We start from the raw sequence: 21,763 nt of genomic DNA, 5'->3' as shown, positions 1-21,763 counted from the left end.
TCGTTTTTTTATGGCGTATACTCGCCAATAAGGTTTACGGGCTTTCAAGACTGATTGCTACGAAACAAAGTTCAACCGGAGCCACATAGAAGCTCGTTATAACATTGAGGACGATACATGTTAGTTGGTGTACCAAAAGAAATTAAGAACCACGAATATCGTGTTGGCTTAACGCCAGCAGCAGTAAAAGAATTTGTTACTCACGGTCACAGTGTTCTTGTTGAAACCAATGCCGGTGATGCCATCGGTTTCACTGACGAAATGTATGTAGATGCCGGTGCTGCGATTGCACCTACTGCTGAGCAGGTGTTTGCTGAAGCAGAGATGATTGTAAAAGTGAAAGAGCCTCAACCAAACGAATGTAAAATGCTTCGTAAAGGCCAAACACTTTATACTTACCTTCACTTAGCCCCAGATCCTACGCAAACTAAGCTACTTGTAGAGTCAGGTGCTACATGTATTGCTTATGAAACAGTAACTGACGACCGCGGTGGTCTTCCATTACTTGCACCAATGAGTGAAGTAGCGGGCCGCATGTCTGTACAAGCGGGCGCACACTATTTAGAAAAAGCGCACGGCGGCAGCGGTACTCTACTTGGTGGTGTACCTGGCGTAGCACCAGGCAAAGTTCTGGTAATTGGTGGTGGTGTTGTAGGAACTAACGCTGCGAAAATGGCACTAGGTCTTGGCGCTGATGTAACCATTTTAGACCGTTCACTTCCGCGTCTTCGCCAGCTTGACGATATCTTTAACGGCCAAGTTAAAACAGTTTACTCTACCGTTGATGCTATCGAGCATTACTCTTCTAAAGCAGACCTTGTTGTTGGCGCGGTGCTTATTCCTGGTGCAGCAGCGCCTAAGCTATTAACTGGCGAACAAATTAAAGCGATGAAGCCGGGCTCTGTGCTTGTAGATGTTGCTATTGACCAAGGTGGCTGTTTTGAAACGTCTAAAGCCACTACGCACCAAGACCCAGTTTACGTTGTTGATGACGTAGTTCACTACTGTGTTGCAAATATGCCAGGTGGTGTCGCGCGCACTTCTACTATGGCGCTTAACAATGCGACCTTGCCATTTGGTTTGGCGCTAGCAAACAAAGGCCCTGCCAAAGCTATGTTAGAAGACAAGCACTTGCTAAACGGCTTGAACGTTCACGAAGGTAAAGTAACCTATAAAGCGGTTGTTGATGCACTAGGTGAAGAACTAGGTTTAACCTATACACCCGCTGAAGTAGCGCTTAAAGGCGAATAAGGTTTTCGGTTATTCTCAGAGCGTTCGAGCGCTTAGGTGAATAAAGAGCCTTTGATAATGACTTAAATAAAAAAGCTCGGTATGTGAACACCACATCCGAGCTTTTTTTGTATTTGATCACTTAGTGACGAGATAAACTTAACTTTTATTGCTTTAAGGCTTTAATTCAAAAATATTCCGGTAGCGCTTTACATGCGTAACTCACCCTGTATCAAGCCAAATTAATAGCCATACAAAAGGTTTCTTAAGTCGCGCTAACCGTTTATAGAAGTGTTTACAGCTTTTAATACAGCAATCGGGTCATCTGCTTTGGTAATAGGCCGTCCCATTACCAAATAACTCACGCCCGCTTTCATTGCATCAGGTGGAGTCATTACACGTTTTTGATCGCCGGCGTCAGCGCCTACTGGGCGAATACCTGGCGTAACTAATAGAAAGTCATCGCTGTGTTTTTTGCGCAACGCACTGGCTTCTTGCGCTGAACAGACGATGCCGTCCAACCCTGCTTTTTCTGTCAGCGCTGCTAAACGCAATACTTGTTGTTCAGGTGTTACACCGCTTACCACTTCTGCAAGCTGCGCTTCATCCATACTGGTAAGAACAGTAACCGCAATAAGCTTAGTTTGAGGATTACTGCTTGTAGCAATGGCTTCTTTAGCCGCTTGCATCATAGGTAGGCCACCCGATGCATGTACATTTACCATCCATACACCCAATTCCGCCGCTGCTTTACACGCCTTGGCGACGGTATTAGGGATATCGTGGAATTTGAGATCCAAGAAAACGTCAAAGCCTTTAGCTATTAGCGCTTTTACAAATTCCGGCCCAAATAAGGTGAACATCTCCTTGCCCACTTTTAGCTTGCACAAGCTTGAATCTAATTTGTCAACAAACGCCAATGCAGTGTCTTTATTGTCATAGTCTAAGGCAACAATAACGCGTGGGTCATGCATGTTCTTTTATTCTCCGTCTAGCCCTTTGATAGGTTTTACTACGCCCCACTTTTTACAACTAGGACATAACCAATATAATTTTCGACCGGAAAAGCCACAACTGCCGCAGCGATATTTAGGGCGTTGCAACATTTGCTTTTCCACTAACTCTTTAAGTAAGCGCAAGCTATCAGCCGTGGTTTTATCTGAAAGCTGGTCAATATAAAGCCCCATAAGGGTTTTAAAACCGCGCATGGTCGGGCGTTTACGAAGCTGTTCTAACAGATATTCTGCGGCTTGCGCTGTTTCACCGCGCTTCATTAAAACATCAACCATAGCCAGGTAAGAGGTGGCACACTCTTGCCAATGCGCTTCTAAGTTTTTCTGAAAACTTTCCCAGTCATCGGTTTCTTCCGCGATTTTTTCGAGGCTCGGTACGGCTTCGCTGAACCAATTAATATCGCGCTCTGCAACTTGAGTAAAATAGGCATTTGCATCAGTAAAGCGTTTTTGATTAAGCGCTATATCACCTAACATAAGCCACGGCCTAACCGCATGTTCGTCGGCGTTTACCGCTTTTTGTAATAAGGTCAATGCCGCCCCTTGGCTATCGTTTTTCAACTCAACTGATGCCTGTTCACAATAAAAATGAGCTAAGCGTTCGCACAGTTCATCGTTATCACCATGACACTGCACCATACGCTCGGCCAATTCTATCGCTCTTTCCCACTCTTTCGTGGTTTGGTAGATACTGAAAAGTTGCTGTTGAGCTACAAGGTAGTGTTTATCGCTGTTAAGCAGTTGAAGAAAGGCATTTTCCGCACGCTCTAAAAAGCCGGCTTGCGTATAGTCGTGGCCAAGCTCTCTCAACGCGTTTTCACGTTGGGCGGGCTGAAGCTCATCACGACTCACCAAGTTTTGGTGAACTTTAATAGCGCGATCTATTTCCCCACGATGACGGAAAAAGCTGCCCATTGCTATATGAGTCTCAACCGTATCGCTATTCACGTTTATCATTTTGATTAACGTATCAACGGCCTTATCTGGCTGGTCTGAAAGAAGGAAGTTAAGGCCTTTATAGTAATGCTTAGATAGGATACTTGACTGTTTTCGCTGCGCTTGACGGACACTATTGCGCCCCATTATCCAACCATACCCTGCCGCAACAGGTAAAAGGAGAAACAGCAGTTCGAGCATTAGTGGTCTTGTTCCAAACTCTGTATTTTAGAATTAGCAGACATTAACTGAACCCGTAATTTAAGCCAGCTCATAAGCATTATTAATATACCTATACCCACGCCTATCGACAGCGTTATCGCTATTAATGTTGATAAACGCACATTCGCCTGAGCAATTAAATAATTAACTGTTACTTGCGCTTCGTTTTGAGAGCCAATAACAAACGCGATGGCAAGAAGCACCAAAATGATGAGAAACGTTAGGATCCCTTTCAACACTCAACCCTTTTTTATTGATTTATTTACAAGAATAGCAAAATGCGAAAAGAGATAACACAAAAAGCGTGTTGGAAATTTTAAGCCGCGCCCTCACCCTCGAGATCGCGGCGCTGAGGTTTTGCTATGAGGTTTTCTACCACAAGGTCGTGGTGAAGCGCGGACATATTTGTAATAAAAATACAGTGTGTGTAGCCTGCCTGCATGGTTTCAAGCTTGTCATACATGGCTTTGTCTAGCTTAGAAAGCTGTGCTAGTCGCTTTTTGGTTAACGGCGTAATAGCGCCGTGACAACGTACTGCGGTAACGTCAGTAGCACTTAACTGAATTTTTTCATCATCCAACTGAGTTTTGATTTGCGTGCGAAGTTTAGAGAACAAGAAGTCTCGTTCTTTGATGTACACTAAACGGCTGTCGCTCTTTCTCACACAATGAACCACTAATGCTTGTTCAGAGGTTTCTTTAAACATGGCTTCTAATATTTGGGACTTAGGCTTTGCCTGACCTTTATCTGCAAAGAAACCGTGGAGTGGTATAATATTTTGTGTACGTGAAAACGGATAAAGATCGTCAGATGCATCGCTTTGATAAACAGTTTTTAGCCGGTCGAGTGTAAACCTATTCATTACGCAAAGTACCGATAACGAAGGCATATGCCTTACGGCAAGTTCCCAAATGTAACGATGTGTTAAGCGCTGGATACGAGCAATATCTCTCAGTTTAAAATAAGCCGTATTTTCTTCAACCATGTGATCGACGTTAGAGCTCACTTTTGCTTTACGTGTGTCTTCCACGAGGCACAGCCTGACCACGCCAGTTTCAGCTTGGTAATGCACAACCTTATATTTTTCGCCCTTAATTTTCAGTTCCGGCACAGAAACTCGTATCTCTTTTTGCAGATCGCTGTGCGGTGCAACTGCCAATTTCATACCACTAGCGCTTAAATCGGCGACCCGAGCGTCAAGAGAGGTAAGCAAGCCTACTTTAATGGAAGCTGGTTTATCGATAACGTAGCGGGTTTCACTCCGTCTATCTAAATCTTCTTCCATGACATAATCTATGCGCCAGTTGTCACCGCTAGCTTTCAACGTTTTCGACAAAGGCTTGAAATCGCATTTAGCAGAAAGCGTTAAGTTTGTAAGGTAGGCTGATACATCTTTGCAGTATAAAACATGAGAAATCTGGCCAAGCTGCTCAAACTCTTTGCTCGCAATATCGTGAATAGCAAAGGATTTTTGTTTATCTTCACGAGTCACACTATCGAGGCGACAGTGGGTACATATAAAGTCGCCACTTTTAGCAAGTAAATATACAAGCGCGTTAAGTTGCTTAAGCGCTAGTAGTTGCCTGTGTGTAGCGGTTATCTGTACGTTACCACTTTTGGTTTTAATATTGCCATGGAATACATAGGCTTCATTGTACTTTCGCAACTCATCAACTAAGGTGGAGAAAATAGGCTTATCTTGCAAACTTGTCAGTAGTTTGTCCGCATCGTTGTGCTCAACATTCGCCTTAGTAAAAAGGGCTATCATAGGTTTGAGCGATTGCTTTTCAGGTGCAAGAAAAACAGGGAGCCACGGGCTATTTTCTAAAATACGGTCGCGCTCAAGTTCTTGCATGGCGCGCTCTATTTCTAAATCGCGTTGTAGTGGTTGCTTGTATGAAGTTACGGCCACATAGCGTTTTAGTGTTGCGAGAAAGCTTTTATCGATATCGTCTTTAAAGTTAAAGGTCGTTTCGTATTTTCCCAAATGCTTGTTGTATTTTACAGACTCTAATTCGAGCGTAATTTCAGTGGGCTCTTTGGTCAGGCCTTTTACTTCAGGAATAGTAAAGGTAATAATATCGCCGGTAGAAGCATTGGGAGGCCTTTTTGTCTCCAGTGCAATACCTCGATGCGACATAGAGCTTATGGAGCAATGTCGCCCTTTCTCAAACTCAGGTGAAGACAACGTAAAGTTTGGGCGAATGGCAATGTCATCGCCAAAGTCGATATCGGTAAATGACTGACTCTCAACGTTGAACGCGTCAACGATTTTTTTAAACTGTTCTTTTTTTATCTGGTTTTGGTAGAAGTCTGAGTTCATTACCGACTCAAACACACCTACGGTATATCTGTCTTGATAGAGTGACGTTTCGTTTTTAAGGATTTGCGCCCCAACCTTATCAAGGCGCATTTGCACACCGAAGTGCTTAAATTTCATGACAGGAAACTGGGCAAAAGCAGAATTGTCGGCGGGTGCATCAGTCAGTGATGTTAATCGTACCACCTCTTCTTTCACGACCTTTCGGACACTACTAGGCAAGCGCTTCGAAAACTTGTTAATTCCCTCCAACAATCTATTTTGTTGTTCGTATGGGATTAACGCGCGAATGAGCGGCTGGTACTGTTTTATTATTGCTTGTTCATCGCCGGCTGACATTACTTCTATGTATACCGTTTATTATTATTTGAATAATATATAACCCTACTTTAGCCGGGGTCAATAGGTATAAAAATTTAAACGAATGTATATAGGGATATTCGAAGTATTAGAGGTGGAAATAGTGTAAAAACGAGTGAAGTTGTGCCCAAAGCTTATCGGCATATACAAAAAAGCCGCTATACAGCGGCTTTTTAAAATGTACTATGCGATTGAGGCGTCTACCCTTTCGCGAAGCTCTTTACCAGGCTTAAAGTGCGGTACATATTTACCGTCTAGTTTCACTGTTTCACCCGTTTTAGGATTTCTACCAACGCGTGGGGCGCGGTAGTGAAGAGAAAAACTACCAAAACCTCTAATTTCAATACGCTCACCCTTTTGAAGAGTTTGCGCCATTTGCTCTAGAAGTTCTTTTATAGCCAGTTCGAGTTCTTTCGCCGGAATATGACGCGCTTGATCCGCGAGCCGTTCAATTAATTCAGACTTGGTCATGCTTAACCTCGTTGTCAATATTATTGTTTAAACAGCTATCGCGAATTGGGTGTGCAGACGCACACCCACAAAAGCATTATTCGCCTTTAGCAGCTTTAAATGCTTCTGCCATCGCGTTAGCGAAACCAACATCTTCTTGCTGGTTAACTTTATCGATAGCTTCTTTTTCGTCAGCCTGATCTTTCGCTTTAACAGATAGGTTAACAGTGCGGTTCTTACGGTCAACGCCCATGAACTTCGCTTCGATGCTATCACCAACGCTTGCTACTTCAGTTGCGTCTTCAACACGCTCTACAGCAAGGTCTGCAACGCGGATGTAGCCGTCAACTTCTTCAGCTAGGTTTACAGTAACGCCTTTCGCATCAACTGCTGTTACTGTACCAGTAACGATAGCACCTTTCTTGTTATCTGTCAGATACTTGTTGAAAGGATCTTCTTCGATTTGCTTAACGCCAAGAGAGATGCGCTCACGCTCTGGGTCGACTTGTAGTACAACTGCAGAGATTTCGTCGCCTTTCTTGTAGTCGCGAACCGCGTCTTCACCAGACTTGTTCCAGCTGATGTCAGAAAGGTGAACTAGACCGTCGATGCCGCCGTCAAGACCGATGAAGATACCGAAGTCAGTGATTGACTTGATCTTACCAGATACTTTGTCACCTTTTTCGTGTGACTCAGCAAATGTTTCCCAAGGATTAGCAATGCACTGCTTAAGACCTAGAGAAATACGACGACGCTCTTCGTCAATTTCAAGAACCATTACATCTACAGTGTCACCTAGGTTAACAACTTTAGATGGGTGGATGTTCTTGTTAGTCCAGTCCATTTCAGAAACGTGTACAAGACCTTCAACGCCGTCTTCGATTTCAACGAAGCAGCCGTAGTCAGTAAGGTTAGTAACCTGACCGTTGATCTTAGTACCTTCTGGGTAACGAGACGCAATTTCTTGCCATGGATCGTTGCCCATTTGCTTCATACCAAGAGAAACGCGCTGCTTCTCTTTGTCGAACTTAAGTACTTTAACGTTGATTTCGTCACCAACATTCACGATTTCACTTGGGTGCTTAACGCGCTTCCAAGCCATATCAGTGATGTGTAGAAGACCGTCTACGCCACCAAGGTCAACGAACGCACCGTAATCGGTAAGGTTCTTAACGATACCCTTAATTTCATGACCTTCTTCAAGGTTAGCAAGAAGCGTTTCACGCTCTGCGCTGCTTTCTGCTTCGATAACTGCACGACGAGAAACAACAACGTTGTTACGCTTAGCGTCTAGCTTGATTACTTTAAACTCAAGCTCTTTGCCTTCAAGGTGAGTAGTGTCACGTACTGGACGTACGTCAACAAGAGAACCAGGAAGGAACGCGCGTACACTGTTAACTTCAACAGTGAAACCGCCTTTAACTTTACCGTTGATAACGCCTTTAATTGTAGCTTTATCTTCGTAAGCTTTTTCCAGCTCAACCCAAGCTTCGTGACGCTTCGCTTTTTCGCGAGAAAGGATAGTTTCACCGAAACCATCTTCAACTGCATCTAGTGCAACGTCTACTTGGTCACCGATAGCGATTTCTAGTTCGCCTTCAGCGTTTTTAAATTGGTCAGCTGGGATAGCACTTTCTGATTTCAAGCCTGCATCAACAAGAACGATGTCTTTGTCGATAGAAACAACAGTACCTTTTACAATTGAACCTGGACGTGTTTCTAGTTCTTGTAAGCTTTCTTCAAAAAGTTGTGCAAAATTTTCAGTCATAAGTCTCAAATAAACTTTTAAGTTGATATCCACGCTTCTTATCCGGATAACGCGGGGTTATTAAAATTAGTCGCCACTTCCTGTAGCAACACTGCTTTGGATGCGATCAGCTCTCGTCATTAAAGGCGTGAGGAAATAATATCCATCGCTTTTTCAAAGACTTGGTCAATATCCAAGTCCGTTGAATCTATAATTACAGCATCTTGTGCCGGTACCAAAGGCGCCACCGCGCGTTGTGTATCACGCTCGTCTCTTGCCTTGATATCGGTTAAAAGGCGCGCAATATTAACATCCATACCCTTTGCTTTCAACTGGCTATAGCGCCGCTCAGCGCGGGCTTCTGCGCTTGCTGTAAGAAAAATCTTTACAGGCGCATCTGGAAATACCACAGTTCCCATGTCGCGACCATCAGCAACAAGACCTGGATCTTGCTGAAACGCGCGCTGTCTGCGAAGTAGTGCTTCGCGAACGCGGGGTAAAGCTGCAACTCTCGATGCCACAGCACCAACTTCTTCAGTACGAATATCGTCAGTAACGTCTTCGCCTTCTAAGATAATGCGAGTAGTATCGCCATTCGTCTCGAAACTAACATCAAGACCGGTTGCTAGAGGAACAACACATTCTTCATCATCACACGGAAGGTCGTGGTGAAGAGCAGCAACTGCTAATACGCGGTAAATTGCGCCGCTATCTAGAAAGTGCCACCCTAATTTTTTTGCCAGCAAGCTACTTAATGTACCTTTACCAGCACCACTAGGACCGTCAACCGTGACTACGGGTGTGGAATGCATACCTGCTCCATCATTTAAATTACTAAAAATCGCGCGCAATTATACGCTTTAGTGAGAGATAAGCAATGCCGCCTCTAATTGGCGGCATTGTACATTAGGATAAATCTGATTCAGATCAACGAAGAAGCTAAAGGGTTAACTTGCATCGCTCTTCATTAACCAGTGACTGATTTTTTCAAGGCTCTTACGCGCTATATAGTGTTTGAAAGCGGGTAAAGTAGTCTGGGAAGGTTTTGCGAGTACAACCTGGGTCATTAATGGTGACCGGTGTATCGCTTAATGCAACCAATGAAAAGCACATTGCAATACGGTGGTCGTTATACGTATCTATCTCGGCGTGTTTTAGCGAATCAGTTGGCCACACTTTTATGTAGTCATGCCCTTCTTCTACTTTCGCACCCAGCTTTTGAAGCTCCGCTGCCATAGCCGCAAGTCGGTCTGTTTCTTTAACACGCCAGTTATAGATGTTAGTCATGGTCGTTGGACCTTCGGCAAACAGCGCTGTAGTGGCAATGGTCATGGCTGCATCTGGAATATGGTTCATATCCATGTTTACGCCTTTAAGCGGCGCACCGGTTATTTCAACATATTCATCGTTCCACACAACCTTCGCACCCATAGCTTCAAGCACGTCAGCAAAGCGGATGTCACCTTGGATGCTGTTTTGACCAATTCCGGTTACGCGTACCGTTCCGCCTTTAATGGCACCGGCTGCAAGGAAGTAAGATGCAGAAGAAGCATCGCCTTCTACCATAAATTTACCCGGCGCAAGGTACTTAGCGTCACCGGAAATCGTAAACGTCTGGTAGTTGTCGTTCTCTACAGTAACACCAAATTTAGCCATGGTGTCTAGCGTGATATCGATATAAGGCTTAGACACTAATTCGCCTTTAATACGAATAGTCACATCACCTGAAAACAAGGGAGCTGCCATTAAAAGCGCCGTTAGAAATTGGCTAGACACGCTGCCATCCACCGACATTTCGCCACCGTTTAACGTCTTCCCTTTTATTTGAAGCGGAGGGTAGCCTTCATTTTTTAAATAAGACACGTCAGCATCAGCTTCGCGTAGCGCATCAACTAAATCGCCTATTGGGCGCTCTTCCATTCGCGGTTCACCAGTAAGTACGGTATCAACGTTACTTGCGGCAAGTGCTGCGCATAAAGGACGCATTGCTGTACCGGCATTACCTAAGAAAAGCTCAAGTGGCTCAGCCACCTTAAATGCGCCACCATTACCTTGCACTACGCATTGGGTTTTATCTTCGCTTAAGCGATAGCTAACGCCTAACTTAGTAAGAGCATTTAGCATATGCTCGATATCTTCGCTATCAAGCAAGTTAGTTAATTCAGTCTCACCTTGTGCTAACGCAGCAAGCAACAGTGCGCGATTAGACAGACTTTTTGAGCCAGGTACATTGACCTCTCCCGATACTTTTGCAATCGGGTCTAATGTTAACTGCTCCATTTTATCCATTCACTCTTTCAAATTCGCGCATAAATTCAACTAGCGCAACAATGCCTTCGGCTGGCATTGCATTATAAATACTTGCACGCATGCCCCCTACCGAACGGTGTCCTTTCAATGCAAGCAAACCCGCATCTTGCGATTGCTCAAGGAATAGCTTATCTAAATCAGGATTAGCCAAATGAAACGGCACGTTCATTTTTGAACGGTTATCAGGGTGAACTTTACTTGAGTAAAAGTCAGAACTGTCGATGGCTGAATACAATAACGCCGCCTTTTCAGCATTGCGTTTAGCCATTGCGTCTACACCGCCCATATCTTTAAGCCATTCAAATACAAGCCCCGCTAAATACCATGAGAAAGTTGGCGGCGTGTTGTACATAGAGTCAGACTTTGCAGCTAAGGCATAATCAAAAATTGATGGCGTTTCTTTGCGCGCTTTGCCAACAAGGTCTTCGCGAACAATAACCACAGACAAACCACTTGGACCGATGTTCTTTTGTGCGCCTGCGTATATTACACCGTGTTTTGCCACATCTAGCGGCTGCGATAATATCGTTGATGACATATCAGAAACCAGCGGCACCTTGCCAGATTCTGGTAGCCAGTCATAAGCGATGCCGTCTACCGTTTCATTTGGACAGAAGTGATAATAGGCCGCAGACTGATCGATGTCGCTCAGAGCAGGCTTGGCAATATAGTGAAGCCCGTCCTTTTCGGTGACCTCACCCACTACTACCGCATTATTGTATTTGTTCGCTTCACTCACCGCGCCTTTCGACCAAGAACCACTCACTAAGTGAAGGCTGGTATCGTCAGCGGATGACAAATTAAGGGGAACAGCAGCAAATTGACCACGTCCACCACCGTGTGTGAAAAGCACATGGTAGTTAGATGGTACAGATAGCAAGTCACGCAAATCCTGCTCTGCTTTTGCGGCTATCTCAATGAAGTCCTTACCACGATGGCTAATTTCCATTACAGAACAGCCTAAATCGCGCCAATTTGTAAATTCTGATTGTGCCTTTTCCATCACTTCTTTAGGAAGCATGGCCGGCCCAGCACTAAAGTTAAAAACCTCTTTCATTGCGTTTTTCAACACCTGTAGATAAGTACCGTTCAACCCGCTTCATCATAAACATTTTGCGGGTCTATTAGGTAAACAAGCGGCAAAAGCCGCTTGTTTGAAAGAACACTGATAATGCGCATAGCCTATGCCTGCGCGCTATCCCTACTCTTCTGTCGTTGAGCTATCACCGTCTTCTGCGGTGTTTTCTTGCTCTTGAACAGCAGTTTCTGCTTGTTCTGGCGCATCTTCTAAAATGATTGGGTTACCGTCCTCATCGAGTTCTTGTAACTCTGCCACTTCTTCAATACGTTGTAACCCTACAACGTGCTCGCCTTCTACTGTACGTATTAAGCGAACGCCCTGTGTGTTACGGCCTACTACTGACACTTCACCTACACGAGTACGAACCAGTGTACCTTGGTCACTAATAAGCATAATTTCATTGGTTTCGTCTACCTGTACAGCGCCAACTACTTTACCGTTACGTTCAGATACCTTGATAGACACAACACCTTGTGTCGCGCGGCTCTTCGCTGGGTAATCTTCTAGCGGTGTACGCTTACCAAAACCATTTTCTGTTGCTGTCAGGACTGGCCCGTTACCTTTTGGAACAATAAGCGATACCACTTTTTGTCCATCTTGAAGACGAATACCGCGAACCCCTGTTGCTGTTCTTCCCATAGGACGAAGTGCTAATAACTCTTCCCCTGTCTCAGGGTCGCGTTTAACTTCACCGGTTTCGCTGTCGCGAAGCTTTTCGTTAAAGCGCACCACTTTACCAGCATCAGAGAATAACATAATGTCGTCATCACCGTGGGTGATATCAACGCCAATTAGTTCATCACCTTCATTCAAGTTAACTGCGATAATACCGCTTGAACGTGGGCGAGAGTATAGGCTTAGGTCAGTCTTTTTAACTGTACCGTTTGCCGTAGCCATCAATACAAACTTACCTTCTTCGAATTCTTTAATTGGAAGAATGGCGGTAATACGTTCATTATCTTCTAGCGGTAATATGTTTACAATTGGGCGTCCGCGCGCATTGCGGCTAGCAAACGGCAATTGATATACTTTCAACCAGTATAAGCGACCACGGGTTGAGAAGCACAGTATGTGATCATGCGTATTAGCCACAAGAAGTTTTTCGATGAAGTCTTCATCTTTCATCTTGGTTGCAGATTTACCACGACCGCCACGACGTTGTGCTTCGTAATCAGTTAGCTTCTGATACTTAACATAACCTTCGCGTGAAAGTGTTACTACAACATCTTCCTGTTCGATTAGGTCTTCAATATCAATATCGTGACTTGCAGCAGTAATTTCAGTACGACGTTCGTCGCCAAACTCATCACGTACTTTTTCTAGCTCTTCTTGAATCACTTCCATCAAGCGCGCTGGGCTATTAAGGATGTGAAGAAGTTCTGCGATTAGCTCTAGAAGTTGCTTGTATTCTTCAAGGATCTTCTCGTGCTCAAGACCTGTTAGCTTGTGTAAACGTAGGTCAAGAATCGCCTGGGCTTGCTGTTCAGTCAGGTAGTACTTGCCGTCGCGGATACCAAACTCAGGCATTAACCAATCTGGACGCGCTGCGTCATCGCCTGCGCGTTCAAGCATCTGCGAAACGTCACCTAAGTCCCAACCTTGTGCAACAAGCGACTTTTTCGCATCTGCAGGGCTTTGAGACGCTTTTATCAACTCAATGATTGGGTCGATATTAGCAAGTGCAATTGCTAAGCCTTCAAGGATGTGCGCACGATCGCGAGCTTTGCGTAATTCAAATACAGTACGGCGTGTTACTACTTCACGGCGGTGAAGAATAAAGGCTTCAAGCGTCTCTTTAAGGTTAAATACCTTAGGCTGACCGTTGTCTAGCGCAACCATATTAATACCGAATACCGTTTGAAGCTGGGTATTGGCATATAAGTGGTTAAGCAGAACTTCAGCTGACTCGTTGCGTTTAACTTCAACAACAATGCGCATGCCGTCTTTGTCAGACTCATCACGCAATGCTGAAACGCCTTCAATACGCTTTTCTTTTACCAATTCAGCAATCTTTTCGATAAGACGTGCTTTGTTAACTTGGTAAGGAATTTCGTTAACAACAATGGTTTCTTTGCCGTTGTTGTCAGTTTCGATTTCCGCTTTAGCACGAAGGTAAATTTTTCCGCGACCAGTGCGGTACGCATCTTCAATACCTTTACGACCGCTAATCATCGCTGCAGTTGGGAAATCAGGGCCTGGAATATGGGTCATCAGATCATCAATGGTAATTGATGGATCTTGAATTAAGGCAATACAGCCATTTATCACTTCAGTCAAATTGTGCGGCGGAATGTTAGTCGCCATACCAACTGCGATACCTGACGAACCATTCACTAGAAGGTTGGGAACCTTAGTTGGCAATACTTCAGGAATAAATTCAGTACCGTCGTAGTTAGGTACAAAATCGACGGTTTCTTTATCTAAATCGGCTAGTAATTCGTGCGCAATTTTCGCCATGCGAACTTCGGTATAACGCATCGCAGCGGCAGAGTCACCGTCTACAGAACCAAAGTTACCTTGACCGTCAACCAACATGTAGCGAAGTGAAAACGGTTGGGCCATACGAACGATAGTGTCGTAAACCGCAGAGTCACCGTGAGGGTGATATTTACCAATTACGTCACCTACCACACGGGCAGATTTTTTATATGGCTTGTTAAAGTCGTTTTTCAGTTCGTTCATTGCGAACAGCACACGACGGTGCACTGGCTTCAAGCCATCTCTTACATCAGGCAAGGCTCGCCCGACAATAACGCTCATCGCGTAATCAAGGTAGGAGTTCTTTAACTCTTCCTCAATATTAACGGGGAGGATTTCTTTAGCGTTATCAGACATAAACTGCTTAATCCCTTTATTTTGGTTTGTTCTGCGTTATCCAGCGCTTCACTTCACATCATTGTGAAAGCAAGCCATGGGAGCGCACTGTTGTTATTATGTGGGTCATAATCGTGCTTCGAGTGTACCACTTGATGACAGAATTATGTAGCGCTTAATTACGCTTATTAATCAACTAAAAGGCAAGCGATTATTTTTCGCGCACCCCTTCCTATAATTTAGCTATTTCTGTTTAAAAACAGTGAAACACAACCTGAATTTACGATATCTTAAAAAGAGATAGCTTAAGGATTGTTTTACTAATGACGAACGTCGATCAACAAGAAATCAACAAATTCTCTGAACTTGCTTCTCGCTGGTGGGATCCAGAAGGCGAATTCAAGCCATTACACCTTATTAACCCACTCCGTCTGGACTTTATTAACCAACACAGCGAAGGTTTATTTGACAAAGAAGTCGTGGACATCGGTTGTGGTGGCGGCATTCTGGCAGAATCTATGGCCCGTGCTGGAGCAATAGTTACGGGTTTAGATATGGCAGAAGCGTCGTTAGAAGTGGCCAAGCTTCACGGTTTAGAGTCTGGTATTAAAGTTGACTACGTCTGCTCTACGGCTGAAGCATTTGCACAGACGAACGCAGGCAAGTTTGATGTAGTAACCTGTATGGAAATGTTAGAGCATGTGCCCGACCCAGCATCTGTTGTTATGGCCTGCGCTAAGTTGGTTAAACCTGGCGGCCATGTTTTCTTTTCCACACTTAACAGAAACTTGAAGTCATATCTGATGGGGATCCTGGGCGCGGAATACATTCTTAAATTGGTACCAAAGGGCACCCACGATCACGGTAAGTTTATAAAGCCTTCGGAACTTATGGCGATGACAGATCAAGCAGGTTTGCTTCCGCGCGACATGACGGGTCTGCACATGGACCCAATTTCGCAAGGCTTTTATCTTTCGTCTAATAACGTAGACGTAAACTACTTACTATATACAGTAGCGCAAAGTTAATTTAACACTATATATTGGGCTGCGGCGATATTTTAAACACCATATATCGTGTCTGTATAAAAATTGAATTCTAAGAATAAATTAATTTTTGTGCTTAAGATTTTATTTAAAATGCTTGCATTCCAGATATTTTACGCTTGTAGAACGCTAAAAAGTTAGTTGTTACTAACATAAATTTCATGCCAGATTGAGTGCTTGAAATACCACCAGATATTGGGTTGCATTCAAGACGAAACCTCACTATCTTGTGTTTAATTCAGCGCGGGATCCCATAGTTAACTTTTCGGGATCTCTACTAACGACAAACTGTTTTTGGGGCACCACTGATAGTTTGAAACAACAATCTCGCTGAAAATATAAAAAAGCAGTACAGAATTTAATGAGCAGTCTCTACTACAATACCTCGCGGTATTAGTTTAGGCCGCTTTTTTTGTGTGTGTTTTTATCTGGCGTGAGCCAATGATGATAAAGACATTCACATTTAAAATTAAAAACGAAAATGGGCAACAGATAGCCCACGCATCAAGCGCTAACAGACAAACGGCCAGTAACATGAACAACAACTTATTCGTCACCAAACGAAACGGTGAAAAAGAGTCCATCGACTTAGAAAAAATCCACAAAGTCGTTACATGGGCAGCCAAGGGATTAAACAACGTTTCTGTTTCACAAGTTGAAATAAAAGCGCAAATTCAGTTCTATGACGGCATTAATACCAGCGAGATCCACGAAACACTGATTAAGTCAGCGGCTGACCTGATCTCTACTGATGCGCCAGACTACCAGTACTTGGCTGCGCGTTTGGCTATTTTCCATCTTCGTAAAAAAGCGTACGGGCAATTTGAGCCGCCAGCGTTGCTTGAACACGTTGGAAAAATGGTAGATTTGGGTAAGTACGACAAACATTTACTTGAAGACTACACGCCTGAAGAATTCGCAGAGATGGAAACGTATATCGACCATTGGCGCGATATGAACTTCAGTTATGCTGCGGTTAAGCAACTTGAAGGTAAGTATTTAGTTCAAAACCGCGTTACTGGCGAAATTTATGAAAGTGCCCAGTTCCTTTATATTTTAGTAGCGGCTTGCCTTTTCGCGAACTACGACAAAGCGACGCGCATGGATTACATCCGTCGTTTCTACGATGCTGCATCAACGTTTAAGCTGTCGCTACCTACCCCAATTATGGCCGGTGTACGAACGCCAACGCGTCAGTTCAGCTCATGCGTACTTATTGAAACAGGCGACAGCCTAGATTCAATCAACGCCACGGCTAGTGCAATCGTGAAATATGTAAGCCAGCGCGCGGGCATTGGTGTGAATGCGGGGCGCATTCGTGCACTTGGCAGCCCTATTCGCGGTGGTGAAGCGTTCCACACAGGCTGTATTCCGTTTTACAAATACTTCCAAACTGCAGTGAAAAGCTGTTCACAAGGTGGCGTTCGTGGTGGTGCGGCTACGTTGTTCTACCCTATCTGGCATATGGAAGTTGAATCTCTGCTAGTGCTTAAGAATAACCGCGGTGTAGAAGAAAACCGTGTACGTCACTTAGACTACGGCGTTCAGTTCAACAAGCTAATGTACCAGCGCATGATGAAAGATGGCTACATTTCATTGTTTAGCCCATCTGACGTTCCTGGTCTTTATGATGCGTTCTTCGCTGACCAAGACAAATTCGAAGAACTGTACGTTAAATATGAAAACGACGACAGTATCCGCAAGAAGCAAATTAAGGCAATGGAACTGTTTAGCTTGTTCATGCAAGAGCGTGCAAGCACAGGTCGTATTTACCTTCAAAACGTTGACCACTGTAATACGCACAGCCCGTTCAACCCAGAAGTTGCGCCAGTTCGTCAGAGCAACCTGTGCCTTGAAATTGCGCTACCAACTAAGCCGCTTCAGCACGTTAATGATGAAAACGGTGAAATTGCCCTTTGTACGCTGTCTGCATTTAACTTAGGTGCGATTGAGTCAGTTGATGAGTTTGAAGAGCTTGCCGACCTTGCGGTACGTGCGCTTGATAATCTACTTGATTATCAAGACTACCCTGTTCCTGCTGCGTACAATGCAACTATGGGCCGTCGTACTCTGGGTGTTGGTGTTATCAACTTTGCTTACTACCTTGCTAAGAACGGTGTTAAATATTCAGATCACAGCGCGAACGGTTTGGTTCACCGCACGTTTGAAGCAATGCAGTACTATCTACTTAAAGCGTCGAACAACCTAGCTAAAGAGAAAGGTGCGTGTCCTAAGTTTAATGAAACTACTTACTCGCAAGGCATCATGCCAATTGATAGCTACAAAAAAGACCTTGATAGCGTGTGTAATGAACCCCTTCATTACGATTGGGATGCACTTCGCGAAGAAATCAAGACTCACGGTCTGCGTAACTCTACACTATCTGCATTAATGCCTTCAGAGACATCTTCGCAGATCTCTAATGCGACCAACGGTATTGAGCCACCACGTGGGTTCATCAGCATTAAGTCGAGTAAAGACGGTGTACTTAAGCAAGTTGTACCTGAGTACGAAACATTAAGAGATAAATACGAGTTACTTTGGGATATCCCTTCTAACGATGGCTACCTTCAACTTGTTGGTATCATGCAGAAGTTTATCGACCAAACTATCTCTGCAAATACCAATTACGATCCAAGCCGTTATGAAGGTAATAAGGTACCAATGAAGCTTCTGCTTAAAGACCTTCTTACTACGTATAAGCTTGGTGTTAAGACACTTTATTATCATAACACTCGTGACGGTGCCTCAGACACCTCAGCGCTAGACGCTAAAGCAAACGAGCCTATGCCACGTCAAGAAGAAGTTGTGGTAGAGGAAGACGATGATTGTGCAGGCGGTGCGTGTAAAATCTAGAACACGCACTCTTTGCAAAAATGGCAGGTTCGCAAAAGGATTTTGCAGCAACACCTGCCATTAACGTTTCGCAGCAAGAACACAAACAATAATACGCGTTAATCACTAAGTTTTTAGTTAGGCCATCATGAAATACACTACGTTTAATCAGCAAAGTACTAATCCATTGATCGAGCCGATGTTTTTCGGTAATCCCGTTAACGTTGCACGCTACGATCAGCAAAAGCATGCCATCTTCGAAAAGCTTATTGAGAAACAAATAAGCTTCTTTTGGCGCCCTGAAGAAGTTGACGTTTCACGCGACCGTGTCGATTTTCAAAAATTAACCGACCCAGAAAAGCACATCTTCATATCAAACCTAAAATACCAGACCCTTTTGGACTCGGTACAAGGTCGTAGCCCGAATATTGCTTTCTTGCCTATTATCTCGCTACCAGAGTTAGAAACATGGGTTGAGACATGGTCTTTCTTTGAGACTATCCACTCGCGTTCATATACCCATATTTTGCGCAATTTGTTCTCAGACCCGAGTGAAATATTCGAAGATATCGTTGTAAATGACGAGATTAAGCGTCGTGCTGCTGATATCTCGAAGTATTATGATGATCTCATTTTCGCCACTCAGCTTTGGCAAACACAGGGGGAAGGTGTTCATACTGTTAATGGTGTCGCACACACGATTAATATGTACGAGCTTAAAAAGAAACTCTACCTATGTATGAACTCGGTAAATGCACTTGAAGCAATCCGTTTCTACGTTTCTTTTGCTTGTACGTTCGCCTTCGCTGAGCGTAAATTGATGGAAGGTAACTCGAAAATCATTCGACTAATTGCGCGTGATGAGAACCTTCACTTATCTTCAACCCAACACATTCTAAACTTATGGGCCAAGGGTAAAGATGACCCTGAAATGGCACAAATAGCAGAAGAGTGTAAAGAAGAAGCCCGCGCTATCTTCATGAATGCAGTAGAGCAAGAAAAGCAATGGGCTGACTATCTGTTCCAAAACGGTTCGATGATTGGCCTTAACAAAGAAATTCTTTGCCAATATGTTGAGTACATTGCGAATCAGCGTATGTCGGCAATTGGCTTAGACACACCGTTTGAGATTAGCAGTAACCCACTTCCTTGGATGAATAACTATCTGAATTCAGACAATGTACAAGTGGCACCTCAAGAGTCTGAAATCAGCTCTTACCTAGTTGGTCAGATTGACTCTGCAGTAAGCGAAGACGACTTTGCTGATTTCGAGCTGTAAAACTACAGCTTAATGAGCAGTAACGATAAATCACTCCGCATCGACGTTGTCGATGTGGGGTCGATTATTGCCCCCTCTGATATCACTATCTTGAGCGCCCTTGAATCAGCGGGCGTCAATATTCACTATCATTGTCGTGAAGGGTTTTGCGGTGCATGCCGTACAAAGCTTATTGAAGGCGAAGTTGAGTATACCACCGATCCCCTCGCCTTCATTGACGACGATGAAATTCTTCCATGTTGCTGCGTAGCTAAGTGCCCGGTAAAGATAAAAGTTCCGCTATAATGTTTCGTGCTCATTTATAGAGCAGTCTACGCCCCAGCCTCGCCGTATCAACCACTGGCCTTGTACCCTCTCTTTTTAGCAAGTTACTTTACAGTTATCTACAGCACTTTTTCGATGGCGTATAATTCTTCATCAATGACCTGTAAGCGCGTTGCAACAACGGCTCGTGCGTCGTTTACGCCTTTGTTATAAAACGATGCGCCCATTTCTTTGCTAATGAAATCAAGAAGAAACTCTCCGTCGAATTGACCCAGTTCCACACCTAACTCATTATCAAAATATCGTTGCAGTTTAGTAACCAATGCGTCTTTTTCCTCACGGGTAAATGCGATATCACTCATTTTCTTCCTTCTTCGATAATTTTTTAAAGCATCAACCTTGTTGTCTTTGGCTAATAGCAATTTGTTTAGGCTTTTTGTTAATCTAAACCTATTGGAAACATTTTAACGTTATAAAGCTCATCTTTTTAATATTAACGTTTTTGCTAACGTCTTGATATCGGTGAAGCATAACCATCTGATTAGCAAATGCCTTGCGTTGATAAGCATTTAGGCAGTGATATTTATGCCCAGGTCTGTACCCTTATTTATCATGGCTCAGAAAAATGTGAACGCCTCTTCAGATTAACTCCGCACTTCACTTTTACTTATGTCTTACTATCAACATTTGAAAATTGACTTAACCTACCTTGCCAGTAGTATCTGAAAACAAATTAAAAAACTAGAGATAAAAAATGGCAGCAAACGCACTGTTTAAGCCTTATTCACAAGGCAACCTAACTTTAACTAATCGCATTGTTATGGCGCCTATGACTCGCCAGTTTTCGCCAAACGGTGTCCCTACCAATGACGTGGCAGGTTACTATAAACGTCGTGCCCAAGGTGGCACCGGGCTAATTATCACTGAGGGCACCACAGTTAACGACAAGGTCGCCACAATGGACGCTAATATTCCTCAGTTTCACGGCGAGGCAGCCCTAGCCGGTTGGAAAAATGTGGTTAATGAAGTTCACAGTGTAGGCGGGAAAATAATGCCACAACTATGGCACGTAGGTATGGCTCGAGTTGCAGAAAAAGCGCCCTACCCCGAGCTTCCAAGCGCGGGTCCGTCGGGACTGTTCAAACCCGGAAAACAGGGTGCTGAACCAATGACAGTTAACCATATCGAATCTGTAATATCTGCCTTTGCTCAAGCCGCAGCAGATGCTAAGACAATTGGCATGGATGGAATAGAAATTCACGGAGCACATGGTTATCTAATCGACCAATTCTTTTGGGAGGGAACCAATCAGCGTACTGATAGCTGGGGCGGTAGTATGGAAAACCGCGGTCGGTTTGCAGTGGAAATAATTAAAGCCATACGCGATGCCACCGGACCCGATTTCCCAATCGTGCTACGCTACTCACAATGGAAACAGCAAGACTACACCGCTCGCTTAGCACATACACCCCAGGAACTTGAGCAGTTTCTACTTCCTTTAAGTGATGCAGGCGTAGATATTTTTCACTGTTCTCAGCGCCGTTATTGGGAAAATGAGTTTGAAGGTAGTGAGCTGAACCTTGCGGGCTGGACAAAGAAGATAACAGGAAAACCAACAATTACCGTAGGGTCAGTGGGGCTTAATGATGACTTCTTTGGCGCGTTTAAAGGGCAAGACTCTAGCACCCGAGCTGTTGATGATTTACTCGAGAGACTTAACGGCGGAGAATTTGACTTGGTTGCCGTTGGAAGAGCCTTGTTACAAGACCCCAATTGGGCTAACAAGATTAAAGACAACCGCACTGAGGAACTAGAACAGTACTCTGGAAAGGCTCTAGCTACGCTATCCTAGCTAG

General features: G+C 44.1%; 17 protein-coding genes. 6 read left to right on the top strand and 11 right to left on the bottom strand.

What is annotated here, in order from left to right; translation table 11 throughout:
* Window positions 1-117 precede the first annotated feature (117 nt).
* Window positions 118-1,251, top strand: coding sequence for an alanine dehydrogenase (ald, locus tag D1814_RS16725; RefSeq protein WP_118494534.1), 1,134 nt, complete (start codon window positions 118-120; stop codon window positions 1,249-1,251).
* 254 nt (window positions 1,252-1,505) lie between these two features.
* Here ald and pyrF read toward each other — a convergent pair whose 3' ends face one another.
* The 10 genes from pyrF to gyrA form a co-directional block, all read right to left on the bottom strand.
* Window positions 1,506-2,204 (bottom strand): orotidine-5'-phosphate decarboxylase, encoded by a 699-nt coding sequence (gene pyrF, locus D1814_RS16720; RefSeq protein ID WP_118494532.1) that lies wholly within the window; start codon window positions 2,202-2,204, stop codon window positions 1,506-1,508.
* Between the two features lie 6 nt (window positions 2,205-2,210).
* Window positions 2,211-3,380, bottom strand: a complete 1,170-nt coding sequence (gene lapB / locus D1814_RS16715; RefSeq protein WP_118494530.1) for a lipopolysaccharide assembly protein LapB — start codon at window positions 3,378-3,380, stop codon at window positions 2,211-2,213.
* Window positions 3,380-3,640, bottom strand: coding sequence for a LapA family protein (locus D1814_RS16710; RefSeq protein WP_409049189.1), 261 nt, complete (start codon window positions 3,638-3,640; stop codon window positions 3,380-3,382). Before D1814_RS16710 ends, lapB begins: the two co-directional genes overlap by 1 nt.
* A gap of 77 nt (window positions 3,641-3,717) precedes the next feature.
* On the bottom strand, window positions 3,718-6,060 hold the full coding sequence (locus D1814_RS16705; RefSeq protein ID WP_118494528.1) for a PilZ domain-containing protein: 2,343 nt from the start codon (window positions 6,058-6,060) through the stop codon (window positions 3,718-3,720).
* Between the two features lie 204 nt (window positions 6,061-6,264).
* On the bottom strand, window positions 6,265-6,552 hold the full coding sequence (gene ihfB, locus D1814_RS16700) for an integration host factor subunit beta (protein ID WP_014949641.1): 288 nt from the start codon (window positions 6,550-6,552) through the stop codon (window positions 6,265-6,267).
* Window positions 6,553-6,628: 76 nt separating this feature from the next.
* Window positions 6,629-8,299 carry a 30S ribosomal protein S1 gene (gene rpsA / locus D1814_RS16695; RefSeq protein WP_014949642.1) on the bottom strand — a complete coding sequence of 557 codons (1,671 nt, stop codon included), beginning with the start codon at window positions 8,297-8,299 and terminating at the stop codon, window positions 6,629-6,631.
* A 119-nt stretch (window positions 8,300-8,418) separates the two neighbouring features.
* Window positions 8,419-9,090, bottom strand: coding sequence for a (d)CMP kinase (gene cmk, locus D1814_RS16690; protein ID WP_118495422.1), 672 nt, complete (start codon window positions 9,088-9,090; stop codon window positions 8,419-8,421).
* Between the two features lie 184 nt (window positions 9,091-9,274).
* Window positions 9,275-10,558: a 3-phosphoshikimate 1-carboxyvinyltransferase gene (aroA, locus tag D1814_RS16685; protein WP_118495421.1), complete on the bottom strand. Its 1,284-nt coding sequence runs from the start codon at window positions 10,556-10,558 to the stop codon at window positions 9,275-9,277.
* Between the two features lies 1 nt (window position 10,559).
* A complete protein-coding gene (serC, locus tag D1814_RS16680) occupies window positions 10,560-11,645 on the bottom strand; it encodes a 3-phosphoserine/phosphohydroxythreonine transaminase (protein WP_118494526.1) in 1,086 nt (361 codons plus the stop codon).
* Between the two features lie 144 nt (window positions 11,646-11,789).
* The gene (gyrA, locus tag D1814_RS16675; RefSeq protein WP_118494524.1) at window positions 11,790-14,504 is read right to left on the bottom strand and encodes a DNA topoisomerase (ATP-hydrolyzing) subunit A; all 2,715 of its coding nucleotides are present in this window, start codon (window positions 14,502-14,504) and stop codon (window positions 11,790-11,792) included.
* Window positions 14,505-14,806: 302 nt separating this feature from the next.
* Here gyrA and ubiG point away from each other — a divergent pair, with 302 nt between their 5' ends.
* The 4 genes from ubiG to yfaE all read left to right on the top strand — a co-directional run bounded on the left by ubiG (window position 14,807) and on the right by yfaE (window position 19,928).
* Window positions 14,807-15,511 (top strand): bifunctional 2-polyprenyl-6-hydroxyphenol methylase/3-demethylubiquinol 3-O-methyltransferase UbiG, encoded by a 705-nt coding sequence (ubiG, locus tag D1814_RS16670; protein WP_118494522.1) that lies wholly within the window; start codon window positions 14,807-14,809, stop codon window positions 15,509-15,511.
* A gap of 552 nt (window positions 15,512-16,063) precedes the next feature.
* The gene (nrdA, locus tag D1814_RS16665) at window positions 16,064-18,385 is read left to right on the top strand and encodes a class 1a ribonucleoside-diphosphate reductase subunit alpha (RefSeq protein ID WP_118495420.1); all 2,322 of its coding nucleotides are present in this window, start codon (window positions 16,064-16,066) and stop codon (window positions 18,383-18,385) included.
* A 127-nt stretch (window positions 18,386-18,512) separates the two neighbouring features.
* The gene (gene nrdB, locus D1814_RS16660; RefSeq protein ID WP_014949649.1) at window positions 18,513-19,643 is read left to right on the top strand and encodes a class Ia ribonucleoside-diphosphate reductase subunit beta; all 1,131 of its coding nucleotides are present in this window, start codon (window positions 18,513-18,515) and stop codon (window positions 19,641-19,643) included.
* A 12-nt stretch (window positions 19,644-19,655) separates the two neighbouring features.
* Window positions 19,656-19,928: a class I ribonucleotide reductase maintenance protein YfaE gene (yfaE, locus tag D1814_RS16655; RefSeq protein ID WP_118494520.1), complete on the top strand. Its 273-nt coding sequence runs from the start codon at window positions 19,656-19,658 to the stop codon at window positions 19,926-19,928.
* Between the two features lie 98 nt (window positions 19,929-20,026).
* Here yfaE and D1814_RS16650 read toward each other — a convergent pair whose 3' ends face one another.
* Window positions 20,027-20,269, bottom strand: a complete 243-nt coding sequence (locus tag D1814_RS16650) for a DUF2164 domain-containing protein (protein WP_118494518.1) — start codon at window positions 20,267-20,269, stop codon at window positions 20,027-20,029.
* A gap of 392 nt (window positions 20,270-20,661) precedes the next feature.
* Here D1814_RS16650 and D1814_RS16645 point away from each other — a divergent pair, with 392 nt between their 5' ends.
* Complete coding sequence (locus D1814_RS16645; RefSeq protein ID WP_118494516.1) at window positions 20,662-21,759, top strand: NADH:flavin oxidoreductase; 1,098 nt, start codon at window positions 20,662-20,664, stop codon at window positions 21,757-21,759.
* Window positions 21,760-21,763: the final 4 nt, after the last annotated feature.

The organism is Alteromonas sp. BL110, assembly GCF_003443615.1.
In the GTDB taxonomy this organism is placed as follows: Bacteria; Pseudomonadota; Gammaproteobacteria; order Enterobacterales; family Alteromonadaceae; genus Alteromonas.
This window is presented reverse-complemented; position numbering and strand designations above follow the sequence as displayed.

Coding starts and splice junctions, on each gene's coding strand:
- ald (WP_118494534.1), top strand. CDS start 118: ATGTTAGTTGGTGTACCAAAAGAAATTAAGAACCACGAATATCGTGTT.
- pyrF (WP_118494532.1), bottom strand. CDS start 2,204: ATGCATGACCCACGCGTTATTGTTGCCTTAGACTATGACAATAAAGAC.
- D1814_RS16705 (WP_118494528.1), bottom strand. CDS start 6,060: ATGTCAGCCGGCGATGAACAAGCAATAATAAAACAGTACCAGCCGCTC.
- yfaE (WP_118494520.1), top strand. CDS start 19,656: ATGAGCAGTAACGATAAATCACTCCGCATCGACGTTGTCGATGTGGGG.
- nrdA (WP_118495420.1), top strand. CDS start 16,064: ATGAACAACAACTTATTCGTCACCAAACGAAACGGTGAAAAAGAGTCC.
- nrdB (WP_014949649.1), top strand. CDS start 18,513: ATGAAATACACTACGTTTAATCAGCAAAGTACTAATCCATTGATCGAG.
- rpsA (WP_014949642.1), bottom strand. CDS start 8,299: ATGACTGAAAATTTTGCACAACTTTTTGAAGAAAGCTTACAAGAACTA.
- D1814_RS16650 (WP_118494518.1), bottom strand. CDS start 20,269: ATGAGTGATATCGCATTTACCCGTGAGGAAAAAGACGCATTGGTTACT.
- lapB (WP_118494530.1), bottom strand. CDS start 3,380: ATGCTCGAACTGCTGTTTCTCCTTTTACCTGTTGCGGCAGGGTATGGT.
- gyrA (WP_118494524.1), bottom strand. CDS start 14,504: ATGTCTGATAACGCTAAAGAAATCCTCCCCGTTAATATTGAGGAAGAG.
- ihfB (WP_014949641.1), bottom strand. CDS start 6,552: ATGACCAAGTCTGAATTAATTGAACGGCTCGCGGATCAAGCGCGTCAT.
- aroA (WP_118495421.1), bottom strand. CDS start 10,558: ATGGAGCAGTTAACATTAGACCCGATTGCAAAAGTATCGGGAGAGGTC.
- cmk (WP_118495422.1), bottom strand. CDS start 9,090: ATGCATTCCACACCCGTAGTCACGGTTGACGGTCCTAGTGGTGCTGGT.
- D1814_RS16645 (WP_118494516.1), top strand. CDS start 20,662: ATGGCAGCAAACGCACTGTTTAAGCCTTATTCACAAGGCAACCTAACT.
- serC (WP_118494526.1), bottom strand. CDS start 11,645: ATGAAAGAGGTTTTTAACTTTAGTGCTGGGCCGGCCATGCTTCCTAAA.
- ubiG (WP_118494522.1), top strand. CDS start 14,807: ATGACGAACGTCGATCAACAAGAAATCAACAAATTCTCTGAACTTGCT.